Source organism: Bradyrhizobium roseum (assembly GCF_030413175.1).
Lineage (GTDB): Bacteria > Pseudomonadota > Alphaproteobacteria > Rhizobiales > Xanthobacteraceae > Bradyrhizobium > Bradyrhizobium roseum.
Genome location: NZ_CP129212.1, coordinates 229,667 through 249,423 on the forward strand (window position 1 = coordinate 229,667; position 19,757 = coordinate 249,423).

The 19,757-nt window shown below is 62.8% G+C and carries 19 protein-coding genes; 9 read left to right on the plus strand and 10 right to left on the minus strand.

Annotation, left to right across the window (positions count from 1 at the left end):
- The first annotated feature begins 9 nt into the window (after positions 1-9).
- The gene (holA, locus tag QUH67_RS01100; protein ID WP_300948298.1) at positions 10-1,038 is read left to right on the plus strand and encodes a DNA polymerase III subunit delta; all 1,029 of its coding nucleotides are present in this window, start codon (positions 10-12) and stop codon (positions 1,036-1,038) included.
- A 2-nt stretch (positions 1,039-1,040) separates the two neighbouring features.
- Positions 1,041-1,397: an ADP-ribosylation/crystallin J1 gene (locus QUH67_RS01105; protein WP_300944819.1), complete on the plus strand. Its 357-nt coding sequence runs from the start codon at positions 1,041-1,043 to the stop codon at positions 1,395-1,397.
- Positions 1,398-1,549: 152 nt separating this feature from the next.
- Here QUH67_RS01105 and QUH67_RS01110 read toward each other — a convergent pair whose 3' ends face one another.
- The 7 genes from QUH67_RS01110 to hemJ all read right to left on the minus strand — a co-directional run bounded on the left by QUH67_RS01110 (position 1,550) and on the right by hemJ (position 9,975).
- On the minus strand, positions 1,550-2,434 hold the full coding sequence (locus QUH67_RS01110) for a ParB/RepB/Spo0J family partition protein (RefSeq protein WP_300948299.1): 885 nt from the start codon (positions 2,432-2,434) through the stop codon (positions 1,550-1,552).
- A gap of 156 nt (positions 2,435-2,590) precedes the next feature.
- A complete protein-coding gene (locus QUH67_RS01115; RefSeq protein WP_300944820.1) occupies positions 2,591-3,442 on the minus strand; it encodes a ParA family protein in 852 nt (283 codons plus the stop codon).
- On the minus strand, positions 3,439-4,131 hold the full coding sequence (gene rsmG, locus QUH67_RS01120) for a 16S rRNA (guanine(527)-N(7))-methyltransferase RsmG (protein WP_300944821.1): 693 nt from the start codon (positions 4,129-4,131) through the stop codon (positions 3,439-3,441). The genes QUH67_RS01115 and rsmG overlap by 4 nt, the downstream gene beginning before the upstream one ends.
- A gap of 143 nt (positions 4,132-4,274) precedes the next feature.
- On the minus strand, positions 4,275-6,158 hold the full coding sequence (gene mnmG, locus QUH67_RS01125) for a tRNA uridine-5-carboxymethylaminomethyl(34) synthesis enzyme MnmG (RefSeq protein ID WP_300944822.1): 1,884 nt from the start codon (positions 6,156-6,158) through the stop codon (positions 4,275-4,277).
- A 283-nt stretch (positions 6,159-6,441) separates the two neighbouring features.
- The gene (mnmE, locus tag QUH67_RS01130; RefSeq protein ID WP_300944823.1) at positions 6,442-7,773 is read right to left on the minus strand and encodes a tRNA uridine-5-carboxymethylaminomethyl(34) synthesis GTPase MnmE; all 1,332 of its coding nucleotides are present in this window, start codon (positions 7,771-7,773) and stop codon (positions 6,442-6,444) included.
- A 229-nt stretch (positions 7,774-8,002) separates the two neighbouring features.
- A complete protein-coding gene (rho, locus tag QUH67_RS01135; protein ID WP_108520089.1) occupies positions 8,003-9,268 on the minus strand; it encodes a transcription termination factor Rho in 1,266 nt (421 codons plus the stop codon).
- A gap of 260 nt (positions 9,269-9,528) precedes the next feature.
- A complete protein-coding gene (gene hemJ, locus QUH67_RS01140; protein WP_300944824.1) occupies positions 9,529-9,975 on the minus strand; it encodes a protoporphyrinogen oxidase HemJ in 447 nt (148 codons plus the stop codon).
- 455 nt (positions 9,976-10,430) lie between these two features.
- Between hemJ and QUH67_RS01145 the strand changes: the two genes are divergently transcribed.
- The 4 genes from QUH67_RS01145 to dnaQ are packed head-to-tail and all read left to right on the plus strand — an operon-like array spanning position 10,431 to position 13,240.
- The gene (locus QUH67_RS01145) at positions 10,431-11,270 is read left to right on the plus strand and encodes a pyruvate, water dikinase regulatory protein (protein WP_300944825.1); all 840 of its coding nucleotides are present in this window, start codon (positions 10,431-10,433) and stop codon (positions 11,268-11,270) included.
- 10 nt (positions 11,271-11,280) lie between these two features.
- Positions 11,281-11,889, plus strand: coding sequence for a Maf family protein (locus tag QUH67_RS01150; RefSeq protein WP_300944826.1), 609 nt, complete (start codon positions 11,281-11,283; stop codon positions 11,887-11,889).
- An 18-nt stretch (positions 11,890-11,907) separates the two neighbouring features.
- A complete protein-coding gene (gene coaE, locus QUH67_RS01155; RefSeq protein ID WP_300944827.1) occupies positions 11,908-12,507 on the plus strand; it encodes a dephospho-CoA kinase in 600 nt (199 codons plus the stop codon).
- Positions 12,508-12,538: 31 nt separating this feature from the next.
- Positions 12,539-13,240 (plus strand): DNA polymerase III subunit epsilon, encoded by a 702-nt coding sequence (gene dnaQ / locus QUH67_RS01160; protein ID WP_300944828.1) that lies wholly within the window; start codon positions 12,539-12,541, stop codon positions 13,238-13,240.
- Between the two features lie 178 nt (positions 13,241-13,418).
- On the opposite strand, the gene secB is transcribed toward dnaQ, so the two are convergent.
- A complete protein-coding gene (gene secB / locus QUH67_RS01165; RefSeq protein ID WP_300944829.1) occupies positions 13,419-13,907 on the minus strand; it encodes a protein-export chaperone SecB in 489 nt (162 codons plus the stop codon).
- Between the two features lie 442 nt (positions 13,908-14,349).
- Between secB and QUH67_RS01170 the strand changes: the two genes are divergently transcribed.
- The 3 genes from QUH67_RS01170 to QUH67_RS01180 are packed head-to-tail and all read left to right on the plus strand — an operon-like array spanning position 14,350 to position 17,181.
- The gene (locus QUH67_RS01170; RefSeq protein WP_300944830.1) at positions 14,350-15,054 is read left to right on the plus strand and encodes a Tim44/TimA family putative adaptor protein; all 705 of its coding nucleotides are present in this window, start codon (positions 14,350-14,352) and stop codon (positions 15,052-15,054) included.
- Positions 15,032-16,591, plus strand: coding sequence for a murein transglycosylase A (mltA, locus tag QUH67_RS01175; protein ID WP_407080391.1), 1,560 nt, complete (start codon positions 15,032-15,034; stop codon positions 16,589-16,591). The genes QUH67_RS01170 and mltA overlap by 23 nt, the downstream gene beginning before the upstream one ends.
- Positions 16,588-17,181 carry a Smr/MutS family protein gene (locus tag QUH67_RS01180; protein ID WP_300944832.1) on the plus strand — a complete coding sequence of 198 codons (594 nt, stop codon included), beginning with the start codon at positions 16,588-16,590 and terminating at the stop codon, positions 17,179-17,181. The genes mltA and QUH67_RS01180 overlap by 4 nt, the downstream gene beginning before the upstream one ends.
- Here the strand turns inward: QUH67_RS01180 and QUH67_RS01185 are convergent.
- Together QUH67_RS01185 and hslU are read right to left on the minus strand one after the other, a co-directional pair.
- A complete protein-coding gene (locus tag QUH67_RS01185) occupies positions 17,178-18,266 on the minus strand; it encodes a hypothetical protein (RefSeq protein ID WP_407080504.1) in 1,089 nt (362 codons plus the stop codon). The genes QUH67_RS01180 and QUH67_RS01185 overlap by 4 nt on opposite strands.
- Before the next feature lie 151 nt (positions 18,267-18,417).
- The gene (gene hslU / locus QUH67_RS01190; protein ID WP_300944834.1) at positions 18,418-19,719 is read right to left on the minus strand and encodes an ATP-dependent protease ATPase subunit HslU; all 1,302 of its coding nucleotides are present in this window, start codon (positions 19,717-19,719) and stop codon (positions 18,418-18,420) included.
- Positions 19,720-19,757: the final 38 nt, after the last annotated feature.

Genomic DNA, 19,757 nt, shown 5'->3' on the forward strand with positions numbered 1-19,757 from the left:
GCCCTGCCGTTGGTCGCGCTCCGCGGAAAAGACATCGACGCTTTCCTCGCCCGGCCCGATCCTGGCCGCCCCATCATCCTGCTCTACGGCCCGGATGCCGGCCTGGTCCGCGAGCGCGCCGAGGCGTTGATCGCCTCCGCCGTCGATGATCCCAATGACCCCTTCTCGCTGGTGCGACTGGACGGCGACGAGCTGTCGGCCGAACCATCCCGGCTGGTCGACGAGGCCATGACGATCCCGATGTTCGGCGGCCGCCGCGCCATCCGCGTACGCGCCGGCTCGCGCAGTTTTGCCAGCGGCGTCGACACGCTGGCCGATTCGCCCATCAAGGATTGCCGCATCGTGATCGAGGCCGGCGAGTTGCGCGCGGAGTCCCCGCTGCGCAAGGCCTGCGAGCGCGCCAGGACCGCGGTGGCGATTGCCTGCTATCCCGACACCGAGCGCGACCTTGCCCGGCTGATCGACGAGGAATTGAAGACGTCCAACCTGCGCATCGCCGCAGACGCCCGCGCGGTGCTGATGTCGTTGCTCGGCGGCGACCGTCAGGCCTCGCGCAATGAGTTGCGCAAGCTCACCCTCTATGCCCACGGCACGGGCGAGATCGCGCTCGACGACGTCATGACCGTCGTCTCGGACGCGTCCGAGTTGAAGCTGGACCCGATCGTCGACGGCGCCTTTGCCGGCAAGCCGGACCTAGTCGAAAGCGAATTCGCCAAGGCGATGGTGGCCGGCACCTATCCCGGAATCATCATCTCCGCCGCGCAGCGCCAGGCGGCCTGGCTGCACAAATCGGCGCTTGCGGTGGCCGAAGGAACGCCGGTCTCGACCCTGCTCGAAAGCGGTTACCCGCGGCTGCACTTTTCGCGCAAAGGTGCCGTCGAAATCGCGCTGCGCAATTTCAGCCCGGCGCGGCTGGCCAGCATCATCGATCAGCTCGGGACCGCCGCGCTCGACATGCGCAAGCAGGCGACGCTGGCGTCAGCGATTGGAGTACGCACGCTGCTGTCGATCGCGGTGAATGCGAAGCGGCGGGGGTGAACATGCCGGACGAAGCTGCCGATGTCGTCACCCTCTGGCGGCCGGTCGGACCGGTCGAACTGGAATTGATCCGAAAGAGCGGGATGCGCGCGTTCCCGCCGCGGCTTCCGGAACAGCCGATCTTTTATCCGGTGCTGTCCGAAGCATACGCCGCGAAAATTGCCCGCGACTGGAACATGCCTGCCAGCGGCTCAGGCTACGTTACGCGCTTTCAGGTAAGGCGGGACTTCCTGGACAATTACAGCGTCCAACATGCCGGCGGTTCCGCGCATTCGGAGTACTGGATTCCCGCTGAAGAAATGTCGGCCTTCAATGAGGCTATCGTGGGTGAGATTGAGGTCGTCGCGGAGTTTCGCTGAGCCGTCTGCTCCCTCGCCCCGCTCTTCGCGGGGAGAGGGTCGGGGTGAGGGGCTCTCTCCGCGAGCGTGATATTTCGATAAACCTGTACCCCCTCACCCGGATTGCTCTGCAATCCGACCTCTCCCCGCAAGCGGGGCGAGGTTAAAGAACGTCACTTCCCTTCCAGCCGCCGCATCACGTCGTCAAGCTGTTCGAGGTTGCGATAGCTGATCTGGACGGAGCCGCCGGGGTCGCGGTGGTTGACGGTCACACTCAGACCCAGCGCATCGCTGACGCGCTTTTCCAACGCGACGGTGTCGGGATCTTTTGCCTTGCCGCCGCCGCCTGCCCTCGCCTTTTGCGGCTTGCGCTCCGGAACGCCCTCTTCATGCGCCAACGCTTCGGTCTGGCGGACGTTGAGACCTTCCTCGACAATGCGCTTGGCTGCCGCGAGCGGATCGGGCACGCCGATCAGCGCGCGGGCATGGCCGGCCGACAATTTTCCTTCGGAGATCAGCCCCTGCACTTCCGCCGGCAGCTTGGTCAGCCGCATCATGTTGGCGACGTGGCTGCGGCTCTTGCCCACTTCGCGGGCGATGTCTTCCTGGCTGCGTTTGAATTCTTCCGCGAGCGCGTGATAGCCCTGCGCCTCTTCCATCGCGTTGAGGTCCTCGCGCTGCACGTTCTCGATGATCATGATCTCGAGCGCGTCGCTGTCGCTGACTTCAATGGGAACGATCGGCACCTCGTGCAGGCTGGCAAGCTGCGCGGCGCGCCAGCGCCGTTCGCCGGCGATGATCTCGTAGCGATCCTGCACGCCCTTCACCGGGCGGACCACGATCGGCTGGATCACGCCATGCTGCCTGACCGAGGCCGCAAGCTCGCCGAGTTCGGCATCGGAAAACGTCCGGCGCGGGTTGCGCGGATTCGGCTTGAGGAATTCGATCGGCACCTTGCGATTGTTGCGCGGCCGCTCGGGTTGCGCGGTCTCGCCGCCGACATCACCGATCAGACTTGCGAGGCCACGGCCCAGTCGCGAACCCGATTTTTCGGCCATCGCCAGCTCCTTAGACATTACGCAGATACTCCAGAACAGAAACGGATTGTTCGTAGGGGTGGGCAAAGGCGCATTAGCGCCGTGCCCACCGCATTCCAACCGCGAAAAACTGGTGGGCACGCTGCGCTTTGCCCACCCCACGAGTCCCACGTCAGACTAATGCGTTCTCAGATCACGCTCGCGCTGGATCACTTCGGTCGCAAGCTTCAGATACGCATCGCTGCCGACGCATTTGAGATCGTAGACCAGCACCGGCTTGCCGTAGGACGGCGCCTCGGAGATGCGCACGTTGCGCGGGATCATGGTGTCATAGACCTTGCCGCCCATGAACTGCCTGACGTCGGCGACGACCTGGTTCGACAGGTTGTTGCGCGAGTCGAACATGGTCAGCACGATGCCGTGGATCGACAGGTTCGGGTTGAGCGTCGAGCGCACCTGCTCCACCGTCTGCAGCAATTGCGACAGACCTTCAAGCGCGAAGAACTCGCATTGTAGCGGCACCAGGATCGCATCCGACGCCGCCATCGCGTTGACGGTGAGCAGGTTGAGCGACGGCGGGCAGTCGATCAGCACATAGGTGTAGTCGGTGTCCGGCGCCGCGCCCTTGTTCAGCGCCGCGATCGCGTCGCGCAGTCGGAACGCGCGGCCCGGTGTCGTGCCGAGTTCGAGTTCGAGGCCCGACAGATCCATCGTGGAGCAGGCGATGTGCAGCCGCGGCACCGCGGTCGCCACCACCGCTTCGCGCAGCGGCGCTTCGCCGATCAGCACATCATAGGTCGAGCAGCTGCGATTACGACGATCGATGCCGAGGCCGGTCGAGGCGTTGCCTTGCGGATCAAGATCGACGATCAGGACGCGCTCGCCAATCGCGGCGAGTGCCGTGCCAAGGTTGATCGCCGTGGTGGTCTTGCCGACGCCGCCTTTTTGGTTGGCCAGCGACAGGATGCGCGGATGAGGCGGAGGGGTCTCTTCCCTATCCTCTTGATACAATTCATCTAGTTCGTTCATGCCCGATCGCCATATGTGATCGCGGAAGGGTTGCGCCGCTCGATCCGATCGAGTTCGACGATCCAGCCGTGCCCGCCCGTGCGGCTGGAGTGGAGTCGCGGTTCAATATTCCAATATTTAGTGGCCTCGGTCAATTCGGCCTCTACATCTTGGCCTTTGAGAAACAAGGCTTTTGCGCCCGCTTTCACCCACGGTTCCGCGAAGCCGACAAGCTGATGTAATGGAGCCAACGCCCGCGCAGTGACGCAATCGACGCGGCTTCCGACTCTATCCACACTATCCCCGATTCCTGCCAAATGCACGATCGCAGGCGAAGAAGTTATGCGAATCGCCTCGCGCAAAAACGCGGCCTTCTTGGCATTGCGCTCGACGAGATGGACGACGACGCCAGGCGTGTCGGCCAATGCACTAGCGAGCACGACGCCGGGAAAGCCACCGCCGCTGCCTAGGTCGACCCAAACCTTTGCGGTTGGGGCGAGGTCCAGCAGTTGAAGCGAATCGGAAACGTGGCGGGTCCAAAGATGCGGGAGCGTCGACGGCGCGACGAGATTGGTCTTGGCCTGCCATGTCACGAGCAGATCGATGTAGCGATCGAGCCTCGCCTCCGTTTCGGGTGAGACGGGGGTAAGGGCGAGGGCGGCGGCTTTGTCACGCGCGGAGGGAAGGTCAACCGATTCGGCTTTACCCATGTTTCAAATGCCGTCTGCTGATGTCGTCATTGCGAGCGAAGCGAAGCAATCATTTTCTCGGATTGCGGAAAGTATGGATTGCTTCGTGGCTACCGCTCCCCGCCATGACGAGAACCGTATCCTGTTTCACGTGAAACGAATTTCTAACCAACAGCCTTCGCCGTCTTTCGCCGTGCCTCACGACGCAGATACGCGGCCAGGATTCCCAGCGCGGCCGGCGTCAAACCATCGAGGCGACCCGCCTGCCCCACGGTGCGCGGCCGTGCTGCTTCGAGCTTGGCGCGCGCCTCGTTGGAGAGTCCCGGTACGTCGGCGTAATCGATATCGGTAAGGACCAATCCCTCGTCGCGGCGGAAGGCATCGACATCCGCGGTCTGGCGCTTGAGATAGACATCGTACTTGGCATCGATCTCGAGATGGACGGCAATCGGCGGGTCCACCGCCGACAGCTCCGGCCAGATACCACGCAGCGCATCCCATTCGATCTCGGGATAGGCCAGCAACTCAAATGCCGAACGCCGATGGCCGTCGCGGTTGAGGGCGAGGCCGTGTTTGGCGGCTTCGTTGGGAGTGATCGTCAAAGACTTCGCAAGGGCCTTGGCCGCAGCCAGCGCCGCCATCTTGTCGCGATGTCGCTCCGAGCGCGCCTGCCCTACGCAGCCCAACGCGATCCCCTTATCGGTCAGGCGCTGGTCGGCATTGTCGGCGCGCAAGGTCAGGCGATACTCGGCCCGCGAGGTGAACATCCGATACGGTTCTGTGATCCCGCGGGTCACGAGGTCATCGATCATCACCCCTAGATAGCCGTCCGCCCGATCGAGCACGATCGGCTCGGCACCGCTCGCCGCTAACGCCGCGTTCAAACCTGCAACGATTCCCTGCGCCGCCGCCTCCTCATAGCCGGTCGTACCGTTGATCTGTCCGGCCAGGAAGAGACCCGGCAGTCGCCTGGTCTGCAACGTCGGCTCGAGTTCGCGGGGATCGACATGGTCGTATTCGATGGCATAGCCCGGCCGCACCATCTTCACCCGCTCGAGCCCGGGAATGGTCGCGAGGATCGCAAGCTGAACCTCTTCCGGTAGCGAGGTCGAGATGCCGTTGGGATAGACCGTGGAGTCATCGAGCCCTTCCGGCTCCAGAAAGATCTGGTGGCCGTCGCGGTCGCCGAAGCGGACGATCTTGTCCTCGATCGACGGGCAGTAGCGCGGTCCGCTGCTCTTGATTTGACCGGAATACATCGGCGAGCGATGGACGTTGGCTCGGATGACGTCATGGGTCGCAGGGGTCGTGCGGGTGATGCCACACTGGATCTGGGGCGTCGTGATCCGGTCCGTCATGACCGAGAAAGGCTCCGGCGGATCGTCGCCGGGCTGCATTTCCACCGCCGACCAGTCGATGGTCGTGCCATCGAGCCGAGGCGGCGTGCCGGTCTTCAATCGTCCGAGTGTAAAGCCAGCTCTTTCGAACGAGGCCGAAAGCCCCATCGCCGGCGCCTCCCCAACCCGCCCAGCGGGCCAGTTCTTCTCACCGAGATGGATCAGCCCGCGCAAAAAGGTGCCGGTGGTGATGACCACGGCGCCCGCGGAAAGCACCCGGCCCCCGCCCAGCTTTACGCCCGTGACGCGGCCGTTCGAGACAATCAGTTCGTCCGCCTCGCCTTCGACCACGCTGAGATTGGCGGCCTCGCGGATCGCGGCCTGCATGGCGGCGGCATAAAGCTTCCGGTCCGCCTGGGCCCGCGGTCCGCGGACGGCGGGACCCTTGCGACGGTTCAGCATCCGAAACTGGATTCCGCCGGCATCGGCAACGCGGCCCATCAGACCATCGAGCGCATCGACCTCGCGCACGAGATGGCCCTTGCCGAGACCGCCGATGGCGGGATTGCAGGACATCGCACCGATGGTCGCAAAACGATGGGTCACCAGGGCGGTCTTCGCACCCATCCGCGCAGCAGCGCTCGCGGCTTCGCAGCCGGCGTGGCCGCCACCGATCACGATGACATCGAAAGAGTCTGCCTTGGGGGTCATGCGCGACCTTCTATCGTGGAGTTTGAAAGCGCGGAAGCGGAATTGCGGGCACCCGCACGAGCCGACCCAAAATGAAAATATCGAAAACAACCCCATGCACAGTAGGCGCGGTGGGGTGTGCGAAGGTCCACCTCGCTCGCGACGCTCGGTCCCCTAATATTGTCTTAGGAGACATGGTTTGTTTCACGTGAAACACGAGAGCGATCGAGGGCTGTTTCACGTGAAACATCCCCATGAAACCTCAGGGCCCTGTTTCACGTGAAACATCGTAGTTAGGGAAGCGTTACTTACCTACGCAGAACTCCCGGAAGATGACGTCCAATATATCCTCGACGTCCACCCGCCCCAGAAGCCGACCTAGAGCGTGGGCCGCGCGACGCAGTTCCTCAGCCGCCAGTTCCTCGCCCTCGCCGATCACCTCGATGCACCGCCTGAGCGAGACTGCCGTCTCCTGCAAAAGCGTGCGCTGACGGGTTCGGCCGATGAGACCCGCCTCGCCGCTCCCAAAATAGCTCTGAGCAAACTCGACCAAGGCTGCGATCAGCTCCGGCAGACCGTCGCCACGGCTCGCCGAGATCTGGAAGACTTTCTCTCCCGACGCATCGGCCAATGGCCGACTCTCCGCTTCCAGGTCGATCTTGTTTCGCACCGTCCAGACCGGCGCCGTGCCGTCGTGCTGAACGCTCACCGCCGAACCATCGGCCAGCCACAACACCAGGTCCGCATCCGCCGCGCGGGCCCTCGCCCGACGTATGCCCTCCTGCTCGACCGGATCCTCCGTCTCGCGAATGCCCGCGGTGTCGATGACCGTCACGGGAAAGCCGTCGAGATCGAGCTGCATCTCGATCACGTCGCGCGTGGTGCCGGCGTGCGGCGAGACGATCGCGACGTCGCGGCGCGCCAGCGTATTCATCAGCGTCGACTTGCCGACATTCGGCGGACCGGCGATGGCAACCACGAGGCCATCGCGAAGCCGCTCGCTCCGCCCCTGCCCCGCCAGCACTTCCTCGATTTCGCCCAGCAGCGTTTTGACCTTCACCAAAGCCGGCGCGATCAACTCCGTCGGTATGTCGCCTTCGTCCGAGAAATCGATTCCGGCTTCGATCAGCGCCGACGCTTCAATGATCCGGGCGCGCCAATCCCGGGCACGGTCGCCGAGCAATCCCTTCAATTGGCGGAGCGCCTGGCGCCGCTGCCTGTCCGTGTCGGCATGAATGAGATCGTCGAGACCTTCGGCCTCGGTCAGATCCAGCTTGCCGTTCTCGAACGCTCGCCGGGTAAATTCGCCGGGCTCAGCAGCACGAACATTATCGAACTCAGACAGCACGGCGAACAAGGTGGACAACACGGCGCGTCCACCGTGAACGTGAAGTTCGGCGACGTCTTCGCCGGTCGCGCTGGCCGGCGCGGGAAACCACAACACGACGGCATCGTCGATCGGCCGCTGGCTGACATCCTTCAACAGCGCGCGGGTCGCCATTCGCGGCGTCGGCAATTTGCCGGCCAGCGCTGTCACGATTTTTGCGGCGTGCGAACCCGAAACACGCACCAGGGCAATCGCGCTTGGCGGTCGGCCTGACGACAATGCAAAGATGGTCTGGTCCCGCGGATGCATAGCCTATTTGTGCGGGCAGCTTTGAAAAGGCAACGCGATTCGATTGGGTGGATGAACGCGAGGTCGATGTCGGCGCGACATCATATAAATGTAACTTCGTTCAATGAGTTAGATGGTTAACCAGTCGCTAACGCCAATTCCCTTGCCTACCGCCATGTCGGCTACCCCGCCAAATGAAAAGGGCGCCCCGCTTCCGCGAGGCGCCCTCTCCTGCCCTGGCCTGATAGGCTCAGGTATTCATGGAGTCGAAGAACTCCGAGTTGTTCTTGGTGTTGCGCAGCTTGTCGAGCAGGAAGTCGATCGCGTCCATGGTGCCCATCGGATTGAGGATCCGGCGCAGCACGTACATTTTCTTCAGCAGCTGCGGATCGGTGATCAGCTCTTCCTTGCGGGTGCCGGAGCGCGAGATGTCGATCGCCGGGAAGGTCCGCTTGTCCGAGACCTTGCGGTCGAGGATCAGTTCGGAGTTACCGGTGCCCTTGAATTCTTCGAAGATCACTTCGTCCATTCGGCTGCCGGTATCGACCAGCGCGGTCGCGATGATCGTGAGCGAACCGCCCTCCTCGATGTTGCGCGCGGCGCCGAAGAAACGCTTTGGCCGCTGCAGCGCGTTGGCGTCCACACCGCCGGTCAGCACCTTGCCGGATGACGGCACCACGGTGTTGTAGGCGCGGCCCAGACGCGTGATCGAGTCCAGCAGGATCACCACGTCGCGGCCGTGTTCGACCAGGCGCTTGGCCTTCTCGATCACCATCTCGGCGACCTGGACGTGACGCACGGCCGGCTCGTCGAAGGTCGAGGATACGACTTCGCCCTTCACCGAGCGCTGCATGTCCGTGACTTCTTCCGGACGTTCGTCGATCAGCAAAACGATCAGATAGCATTCCGGATGATTGGCGGTGATCGAGTGGGCGATGTTCTGCATCAGCACGGTCTTGCCGGTGCGCGGCGGCGCCACGATCAGTGCGCGCTGGCCTTTGCCGATCGGCGCTACGATGTCGATCACCCGCGCCGAAAGATCCTTGCGCGTCGGGTCTTCGAGTTCGAGCCGGAAACGCTGGTCCGGAAACAGCGGCGTCAGATTGTCGAAATTGACCTTGTGCTTGGATTTTTCCGGGTCTTCGAAATTGAGCGTGTTGACCTTGAGCAGCGCAAAGTAGCGTTCGCCTTCCTTCGGGCTGCGGATGTGGCCTTCGATGGTGTCGCCGGTGCGCAGGCCGAAGCGGCGGATCTGCGACGGCGAGACATAAATGTCATCGGGGCCGGGCAGGTAGTTGGCATCCGGTGAGCGAAGAAAGCCGAAGCCGTCGGAGAGAACCTCGACGACGCCTTCGCCGATGATGTCGATTTCCTGGATCGCGAGCTGCTTGAGAATGGCGAACATCAGCTCCTGCTTGCGCATGGTGCTGGCATTTTCGACCCCGTTCTCTTCCGCGAACGAAACGAGCTCGGCCGGCGTTTTTGATTTGAGGTCCTGGAGTTTCATTTCCCGCATTGGGGTGGTCCTGTGGAGTGTTCTTTAGGGGAAGGGGTGCGAGGTGGCTTAAGGAAAAAGCGGACACGAAAAATGGAAGGTCCGCAGGTCTAAGCAAGGAAAGCGCCGGTGAGGCTTCAAACCTGATGCGGCGGCCGGTCCAATGAAGGAGCCGGGACGCAGCCACATCCGCCTGCGTGGGGTGGGATTTCGGCAATATAGAAAATTGCCCGCTGCTTCGCAAGCCGGAGAGAAACCCCTGTATCGACGAAAAGCGGGGGCTAGAACGGTTTCACAATCACCAGGATCACGATGACTATCATCAGGAGGGTAGGCACCTCATTGATAATACGATAGAATTTCTGACTCTTGGTATTCCGGTCGGCGGCAAAATCCTTGACCAAACGTGAAAAAAAGCCGTGGACGCCCGACAGGATCAGCACCAGCGTCAGCTTGGCATGAAACCAGCCGGAAGCGTACCAATGCCCGGCCCAAGCCAGATACAACCCGGCCAGCCAGGTGATGACCATCGCCGGGTTGATGATTGCCTTCAGCAGTCGCCATTCCATCACCTTGAAGGTCTCGGACTGCTTCGATCCGACCTCGGCCTCGCAGTGATAGACGAACAGCCGCGGCAAATAGAGCATGCCGGCCATCCAGGCGATCACCGCAATCACATGCAGCGCCTTGATCCACGGATACGCTGATATCGTGATCCACTCGTACATTGCAGTCGCCCGACCTCGCTCGTCTCCGGAACGTTCCGACCATCCCAGCGTTGCTGAAGCGGCTCTCCTGGAGACGGGACGCAAGACATATCCGCAATGCACCGCTTCTCTAAACTAATAATTTTAGAATCTTAGGTTTGAGTCTAAGTGACCGTGATTATGACTCACACAAAACAGTCCTGTATTTTTGCGAAGGTTGTTCACAAGCATCCCCGATTTCCGCCAGCAATGGCTTTGTCCCGATAACGCCACGCTCATCAAGCGCTTGCGCCGTTTCGTGGTCGGCTTATGAAGAGACAAGTCCACACCTTCCCACTATCATGGGGATGAGCCGGCGGACTTGTCCTCGCATGCAGCCCTGTGAAGAAAAATGCGGGTTATCCCGGAGGCGGCGAGGCGAGGCCGGATAGCGCAGGTAACGTCCACAGGATTCACAGGATTACACAGGGGTTCGGGTGCCCACGACCGGCAACTATTTTCATCTTCATCTGGTCTCCGATTCGACCGGCGAAACGCTGATCACGGTGGCGCGGGCGGTGGCTGCGCAATACGCCAATGTGTCCGCGGTCGAACATGTCTATCCGCTGGTGCGCAGTCAGAAGCAGCTCGACCGCGTGCTCGACGAGATCGAGGAGGCGCCGGGCATCGTGCTCTTCACGCTGCTGGAAAAAGATCTGGTCGGACGGCTGGAGGCCAAGTGCCGGGACATCAACATCCCGAGCCTGTCGATCATCGGGCCTGTCATGCAGTTGTTCGAGGCGTATCTCGGCGCGGCGACGACGGGCAGGGTGGGAGCCCAGCACGTTCTCAACGCGGAATATTTCAAGCGCATCGATGCCTTGAACTACACCATGATCCATGACGATGGTCAGCACGTCGAAGGCCTGGAGGAGGCCGACGTCGTTCTGGTCGGCGTGTCCCGTACATCGAAGACGCCGACCTCGATCTATCTCGCCAACCGCGGCGTCCGTACCGCGAACGTGCCGCTGGTGCCGGGCATTCCGCTGCCGCACCAGCTCGAGACCTTGAAGAAGCCGTTGGTCGTCAGCCTTCACGCCACGCCGGAACGGTTGATTCAGGTGAGGCAAAACCGGATGCTGAGCATGGGCTCCGATAATCACAATGATGATTACATCGATCGTCAGTCGGTGACGGACGAAGTCGCCTATGCAAGGAAGCTGAGCGCTAAATTCAGCTGGGCCCAGCTCGACGTCACGCGCCGCTCGATCGAGGAAACCGCGGCGGCCGTGCTCAAGCTGTTCACCGACCGGCAGCGGCAGCGGCTTCCGGAATGACGGTTACGCGATGACCATCTGGCGTGGACCTCAGCCGTTGATCTTGGCCTCGCAAAGCCGCGCGCGGCAGATGCTGCTTTCCGGCGCCGGCATTTCTTTCGATGCCGTGCCCGCCGATATCGACGAGCGGTCGGTGCAGAAGAATTCAGGCCTGTCCGCGCCCGGTGAAATCGCCGGGTTACTGGCTCGCGAGAAAGCGCTTTTTGTATCGGGACAAAATCCTGGCCGTCACGTCATCGGCGCCGACCAGACGCTGGCGCTGGGAAACCGGCTGTTCAGCAAGCCGGCCGGACGCGCCCAGGCCGGGGAGCAATTGCGGCTGCTCGCCGGCCAGACCCACGAACTGCATTCTGCCGTGGCGGTGGCGCGCGACGGCAAGATACTGTTTTCCGAGGTTTCGGTTGCCCGCATGACCATGCGTCCGTTGAGCGGCGAGGAAATCCGAACTTACCTGGATGCCGCCGGTGACGCCGTCACGACCAGTGTCGGGGCCTATCAGCTCGAAGGGCTGGGCGTGCATCTGTTCGAGCGCATCGACGGCGACCACTTCACCATTCTCGGTCTGCCGCTGTTGCCGCTGCTCGCCTTCCTGCGGGGGCAGGGGCTACTCGGTGTCTGAAACGATGCGGCGAACAGCATGCTAGTTCTTGGTCTCACCGGTTCCATCGGCATGGGAAAATCGACGACGGGAAAGCTGTTCGTCGAAGCCGGCGTTCCGCTCTACGACGCCGATGCCGAGGTTCACAAACTCTACGAGGGCGCAGCGGTCCCGGCGATCGAAGCCGCCTTTCCGGGCACGACGTCAAATGGAAAGGTGGATCGGCAAAAGCTCAGTGAACGCGTGGTGCACGATCCCGCGGCCATGAAGCAGCTCGAGCAGATCGTTCATCCCATGCTGGGGGCCGGCCGGCAGAAATTCTTCGAGGAGGCCGAACGCGCCGGCGCGCCGGTCGTCGTCGTTGATGTACCGCTGCTCTACGAGACCGGCGGCGAGAAGCGGGTCGATGCCGTGGTCGTGGTGACGACGTCGCCGGAACTGCAGCGCGAGCGGGTACTGGCGCGCGGTACTATGGATGCCGCGAAACTCGATTCAATCATTGCGCGTCAAACGCCCGACGCGGAAAAGCGCAGGCGTGCCGATTTCGTGGTGGATACCTCGCATGGACTCGATCCGGTGCGTGCCCGAATCAAGGACATCCTGGCCGAGGTCGTTAAGATGCCACGGCGGCGGATCTGATTCGCCACGACTCCAGCTTCGTTAAGGCCCCATGCGCGAAATCGTCCTCGATACCGAAACCACCGGCCTCGATCCGCTGCGCGGCGATCGACTGGTCGAGATCGGCTGCGTCGAGATCTTCAATCGCATGCCGACCGGGCAGACGTTCCATCGCTACATCAATCCCGAGCGCGACATGCCGGCCGAAGCGTTTGCCGTGCACGGCCTGTCCAGCGAATTCCTCGCCACCAAGCCGCTGTTCGCCGAGGTGGTCGAGGAGTTCCTCGAATTCATCGGCGACGCGCCGCTCGTCATTCACAACGCCTCGTTCGACGTCGGCTTCATCAATGCCGAGCTCGATCGCGTCAAGCGGCAGCCGATCTTGCGCGACCGGCTGGTCGATACGCTGCTGCTGGCCCGGCGCAAGCACCCCGGCGTGTCGAACCGCCTCGATGATCTCTGTTCACGCTATGCGATCGACAATTCCCGCCGCACCAAGCACGGTGCGCTGCTCGACGCCGAATTATTGGCAGAAGTCTATATCGACCTGATCGGGGCGCGGCAGTCGCAATTGATCCTGGCGTCGGAAACCCGCATCACGATCACCAGCGGCATCGGCGACACGCCGCGCCGGCAGCGCGAAGTGCCGTTGGCCCCGCGCGTCAGCGACGCCGACCGCGAGGCGCATCGCGCGTTCGTCGCGACCCTGGGCGACAAGCCGATCTGGAACGATTTCCTGCCGGCTGCCGGCTAGGCCGTATGATGGGTTGAGCTCTTCGCGAAACCCATCATGCTTCAGCGATCGGGATCGATGGGTTTCGCAAGGGCTCAACCCATCCGACCAGCCGCCAGGAAGCCGATCGCGGCTTAACCCCATGCTACTTTGCATGGGGTTGTTTTCGCAATTTTACTTTTGCGCGCGGTTTGCAGGGTCAGCTCAGCTTTGCGCCGGAAGCAGCCTGTGCGGCGGCCTGCCGTTCCATGTTCTGGCGGTACAGGCCGACGAAATCGACGGGATCGAGCATCAAGGGCGGGAAACCGCCGTCGCGGACGGCGGTGGCGATGATCTCGCGCGCAAACGGGAATAACAGGCGCGGGCATTCGATCATGATCAGCGGGTGCAGGTTTTCCTGCGGCACGTTGACGATGCGGAATACGCCGGCATAGGCCAGCTCGAAGCTGAACATTACCTTGCCGGCGTTTTCGGCCTTGCCCTCGATCGACAGCGTCACCTCGAACTCGTTTTCCGAGAGATTGTTCGCGGAAACGTTGATCTGGATATTGATCGCCGGTTGCTGCTGTTGCGGGGCCAGCGAGGCGGGGGCGTTCGGATTCTCGAACGACAGATCCTTGGTGTATTGTGCCAGCACGTTGAGCTGGGGAGGGGCCTGCTCGGGAGGTGCGCCGTTGCCGTTGGTCATGAAACTCTCTCCTGAAGCTGGCGAGCGGAGCCCGTTTTCGCCTGAATTCGCCCGGTGGGCGCGATGTCTTTTCCGGGCGAGTGGCTATCATAGCCCCGCCTCGTTCCACAAGGACGACGGTTCGGTCATTGGACTCTCCGCCAAATGTGGCAGATATGCCTAACACGGAGCTGCCGGCAGACCTAAATATCTGAATATGCGCGATTTCCGGGCACGATCGGGTTTCCCCTTGCGGCTAAAACGCGCTACAATTCGGTTGCGCCAAAACGCGCCATTGGCCGGGCGTAGTTTCATGCCTACATGCACTTGCCTACATGCAGTAGTCTCAATCGATGATGTATTCTCTGCCGTTCTCAGGGAAAACGCGTAAGAGAGCTTCTCGTCAGGGAACGCTCGGCCGCCGGGTCCGTTGCCGACGTTAGAACCAGAAAGCGAATGCGACGTGGATATTTACACTATCATCTTCCTGGCGCTGGCGGTGTTCATCTTCCTGCGCCTGCGCAGCGTCCTCGGGCAGCGCACCGGAAGCGAACGGCCGCCCTACGATCGCGCCGCGCCCAATGTCGTGCAGCGGACGCAGGACAACAACAACGTCGTCCCGATGCCGGGAGCCGTCATAGATCAGGCGCCGCTTGCGCCGAGCGCCGATGTCGCTCCCGCCGACCGCTGGAAGGGCATTGCCGAACCGGGCACGCCGCTTGCCGCGGGACTCGATGCCATCGTCGCCCACGACTCCTCGTTCGATCCCCGGCATTTCATCGCCGGCGCCCGCAGCGCCTACGAGATGATCGTGCTGGCCTTCGCCAATGGCGACCGCCGCGCGCTGAAGGATCTGTTGTCCAGCGACGTCTATGACAGCTTCGAGACCGTGATCAAGGATCGCGAGAAGCACGAGCAGAAAACCGAAACGCGGTTTGTTTCGATCGACAAGGCCGAGCTGGTGAGCGCGGAAGCGCGCGACCGTGCGGCACAGCTCACCGTTCGCTTCGTGTCGCAGATGATCTCGGTCACCCGCGACAAGACCGGCGCCATTGTCGATGGCAACCCCGATAAGGTCGCCGATATCACCGATGTCTGGACATTCGCCCGCGATACAGGTTCTCGCGATCCGAACTGGAAGCTGGTTGGCACCGGAAGCGCGGCCTGAGACGCGACGCCTTGCCGGCGTTGCGTGTGCTGCATTCGCGTTGGCGTGTTCGCTGGCTCCGGTGGATGCGCTCGCGCGTCATTCGCGTGCACACAAGCAGCCGCCTCCGCCTGCCGAGCGGCACCTGCCCTATCCCGAGCTTGAACTGCCGTTCCAGGTCAACGGCGGTCAGTATGCGCCGGTGGCCTGGTCGGAGATCGCGGGCTGGAGCGAGGACGATCATCTCGCGGCCTACAAGGCGTTTCGCGTCAGCTGCAAGCCGATAGCGGCGCAGAAAACGCCGCCGGCCGATCCGAAGGCGCTCGGCACCTCGCTGCGCGACCCCTGCCAGGTCGCCAAAGGCCTCGAACTATCCGACGATCCGAAGGCAAAGGCTTTCTTCGAGGAGCATTTTCTTCCCCTTCGTATTTCGCGTCTTGGCGAAGGCGAGGGCTTCGTCACCGGCTACTACGAGCCCATCGTCGATGGTTCGCGGACCGAGAACGAAGTCTACAAGGTGCCGGTCTATCGCCGGCCTTCCAACCTGTTCGTCCGCGGCACCACGCAGGCTTCCGCCGGCCTGCCCAACAAGGGCCAGGTGTTTCGCAAGATCGGCCGCCGCAAGCTGGTGCCGTATTACGACCGCGGTGAGATCGAGGATGGCGCCATTGCGGGCCGCGGGCTCGAAATCTGCTACCTGAAGGAACAGGCCGACCTGCTGTTCTCGCAGATTCAGGGCTCGGCACGGGTCAGCCTCGATGACGGCTCGACGGTCCGCATCAATTACGATGCCCATAATGGCTATCCCTATACGGCGGTCGGCCGCATCCTGATCGAGCGCAACATCATCCCCCGGGATCAGATGTCGATGCAGAAGATCCGGGAGTGGATGGAAAACAATCCCAACGAGGCCGACGAACTGCGGCGGCAGAACAAGTCCTATGTCTTCTTTCGCGAGGTGCAGCTTTCCGACAAGGACGAGGCAGTTGGCGCCCAGGGCGTGCCGCTGACGCCGGGCCGGTCGATCGCGGTCGACAAATCATTGCATGTCTATGGCACGCCGTTCTTCATCGAGGGCGAACTGCCGATCGAGACGGCGCAATCGAAGACGCCGTTCCGCCGCCTGATGATCGCGCAGGACACCGGCTCCGCCATCATCGGACCCGCGCGCGCCGATCTCTATTTCGGCGCGGGTCTGGACGCCGGCAAGATCGCCGGCCGCCTTCGTCACGGTGCGCGGTTCGTCATGCTGGTGCCCAGGAGTCTTGATCCGGCGGCGCGCGGCCGCAAGCTGCCGGTGCCGGACGACCGGCCGTCGGAGAAGATCGCAAAACTGTTTCCGCAAACCGCGGCGGTGGCGAAGCCGCCCGAGGTTACGGATGCGACCAATGCGAAGCCGGCGGCAGCGCCGGCGCCCGCACCAGGACCTGCGCAGACGGCCGCGATTCAGGCGCCGGTCGCGCAGCGGGTGCCGCTTCCCGAGCCTCGGCCCCAGGTGGAGGCGGTTTCCACAAAGCCGGTTCAGCGTCACCCGCGCCGATACCGCCATCGTCGATGAAACGCCGGCCGTCGAGTTCGATTCCCGAACTACCGGAGCCGCCGCGACGCAAGCGCGGTCTGAGCGACGAGGATCGCGCGCTGTGGGAGAGCGTCGCCAAGCAGGTCAAGCCGCTGCGCAAACGGCGGGCTTCGAAGCCGCCAGTCGTCACGATGGACACCGAAAGCGCCACCGCGCCGAAACCGGTGGCTTCGCCGAAGCACGCTGCACCGCCACGAATCATTCCGCCCTCGAAACCATCCCCGCCGCCGCTGGCGCCGATCGGCCGCCGCGAGCGGTCGCATCTCTCGCGCGGCCGCAAGGAGATCGACGCGCGGCTCGACCTGCACGGCATGACGCAGACGCGGGCGCATCGCGCGCTGTTCGGTTTTCTGCAGCGCGCCCACCATGACGGGCTGACGTTTGTGCTTGTTATCACTGGCAAGGGCAAGATGGGGCCTGAGTCCGAGCGTGGCGTGTTGCGCCGTCAGGTGCCGCACTGGCTCGGCCTGCCGGAATTCCGCTCGCTGGTGGTCGGCTTTGAGGAAGCCCATATCGGCCATGGCGGCGAGGGCGCGCTATATGTCCGGGTGCGGCGTGCGCGAATTTAAAACGGCCGCACGATTCCGACGCGCGGGATCAGCGTGACGATCCAGCCGAACACCATCGTCTTCCTTTCATCCGCTGCTATCGGCAGCGTGTCTTTCGACGACGGCAGCATCTTCACCGCATGCAGGATCAGGAACAGGCACACCGCCCAGTTCGAGATCCAGCGGGAATAGTCGAACACGATCGCGAACATCACGAGATAGCCGAGGCTGACCGTCACGATCGCAGCGGTGACGATGTGGCGGTGTGTCTCGATGGCGAGTGCCGCGATCAGATCGCGAAAATATCGCCAGAGCGGCCTGTGCAGCCAGATCAGCAGCACAAACACCGGCAGGCCGAGCGCATTGTGCGGCAGGCGGGCCCAGGTATCTGAAATCTCCTTCGCGAGCGGCTGGTACCAGATGTAGGCAAAGCTCAGCAGATTCGTCTGCGACGGGTCCGCCATCCGGCCTTGCAAATGGGCGATGAACTCGCTCTCCGGTACCCTCATCGTGCCGTAGAATTGTGCGGCAACGAACAGAACGCCGATCACGGCAAGCGCCGCGATGCCGGCGGCGACGTTGTGTCGGCTCGCGCCCTGAACGAGGTAATGCCGCAGCACCACGATGGCGGCGATGGTCGGCACATACATCAGGAGATGGATGTGGTGGATCAGAACGAGCGCGATCGAGGCCATCGCAGCGAGCAGGACATAGCCAAGCGAGCGCGCCGGAATCAGCAGCAGGCCGATCGCAAACAGGCAGCCGTAGATGTCGAAATGCCCGAGCGTGTGCATGAAGTTCTTCAGGAAGAACGGCGAGCCCGCCATGAACACGAACAGCGGCAGCTGCTTTTCGTCGAATCCGAACGTTCGCCGGAACAGCTGGACGAACAGCGCGGCCGTCACCAGCCACACGGTGCCGCTGAGTGCGAACACCAGCCACACCGGCACCTTGGCCGTGAACAGCGCGATGATCGCGCCGATCAAAGCGCGTTTGGTGAAGCCGAAGTGATAGTCGACGAGGAGGTGGATGTAGGGGACGTAAGGCGGCAGCGCGATCTTGTGCCAGAACACCCCGACCAGCACGGCGATATTGACGACAAGCATCAACCGCCAGTGGTTTTGCCACACCCGCAAGCTCACACCCGTCGTCCCGGTCTTGAGCCGGGTCCACAACCCCGGTCATCTATTGTTGAAACCAGCCGTCGACCAAAGTGCCAAGCAACAGAGGCCGGGACGACGATCATATCTGCAAAACTTACAGAATAAACCGGCTCAGATCCGCGTTCTTCGCGAGGTCGCCGACGTGCTTCTGCACATAATCGGCGTCGACCCTGATGGTCTCGCCATGGCGGTCGGGTGCGGCAAACGAAATCTCGTCGAGCACCCGCTCCATCACCGTCTGCAGCCGCCGCGCGCCGATGTTCTCGACGGTCGAATTGACCGCGACCGCGACGTCGGCCAGCGCGTCGATCGCATCGTCGGTGATGTCGAGCGTGACGCCTTCGGTCTGCAGCAGCGCGACATATTGCTTGATCAGCGAGGCTTCCGGCTCGGTCAGGATCCGGCGCATGTCGTCGCGCGTCAGTGCCGACAGCTCGACGCGGATCGGCAGGCGTCCCTGCAGTTCCGGCAGCAGGTCCGAGGGCTTTGCGATATGGAACGCGCCGGAGGCGATGAACAGGATGTGGTCGGTCTTGACCGCGCCGTGCTTGGTCGAGACCGTGGTGCCCTCGATCAGCGGCAGCAGGTCGCGCTGCACGCCTTCGCGGGAGACGTCGCCGCCAGTACGGCCGTCGCGCACGCAGATCTTGTCGATTTCGTCGAGAAACACGATGCCGTTGTTCTCGACCGCACTGATGGCTTCGAGCACCAGATGGTCGCTGTCCAGCAGCTTGTCGGCTTCCTCGTTGACGAGGATTTCGTGCGAGCTTTCGACGGTCAGGCGGCGGGTCTTGGTTCGCCCGCCCATCTTTCCGAAGATGTCACCGATCGAAATCGCGCCCATCTGCGCGCCGGGCATGCCCGGGATTTCGAACATCGGCATTCCGCCCGAGGATTGCGTCTCGATCTCGATTTCCTTGTCGTTGAGTTCGCCGGCGCGCAGCTTCCTGCGGAAGGAATCGCGGGTGGCGGGGCTCGATCCCGGCCCGACCAGCGCATCGAGCACGCGGTCTTCGGCAGCCTGCTGCGCGCGCGCCTGCACGTCCTTGCGCTTGCGTTCGCGGACCTGCCCGATCGCGACTTCGACGAGGTCGCGGATGATCTGCTCGACGTCGCGGCCGACATAGCCGACTTCGGTGAACTTGGTCGCTTCGACCTTGATGAAGGGCGCATTGGCGAGCTTGGCCAGCCGCCGTGCGATTTCCGTCTTGCCGACGCCGGTCGGCCCGATCATCAGGATGTTTTTCGGCAGCACCTCTTCACGCAAGCTGCCGGTGAGCTGCAGCCGCCGCCAGCGGTTGCGCAGCGCGATCGATACCGCGCGCTTGGCGTCGGCCTGGCCGACAATGAAGCGGTCGAGTTCGGAGACGATTTCACGGGGAGAAAAGTCGGTCATGTTTCCTAGGTAGGTCTCAAATGTTGCGAGAGCAAGCC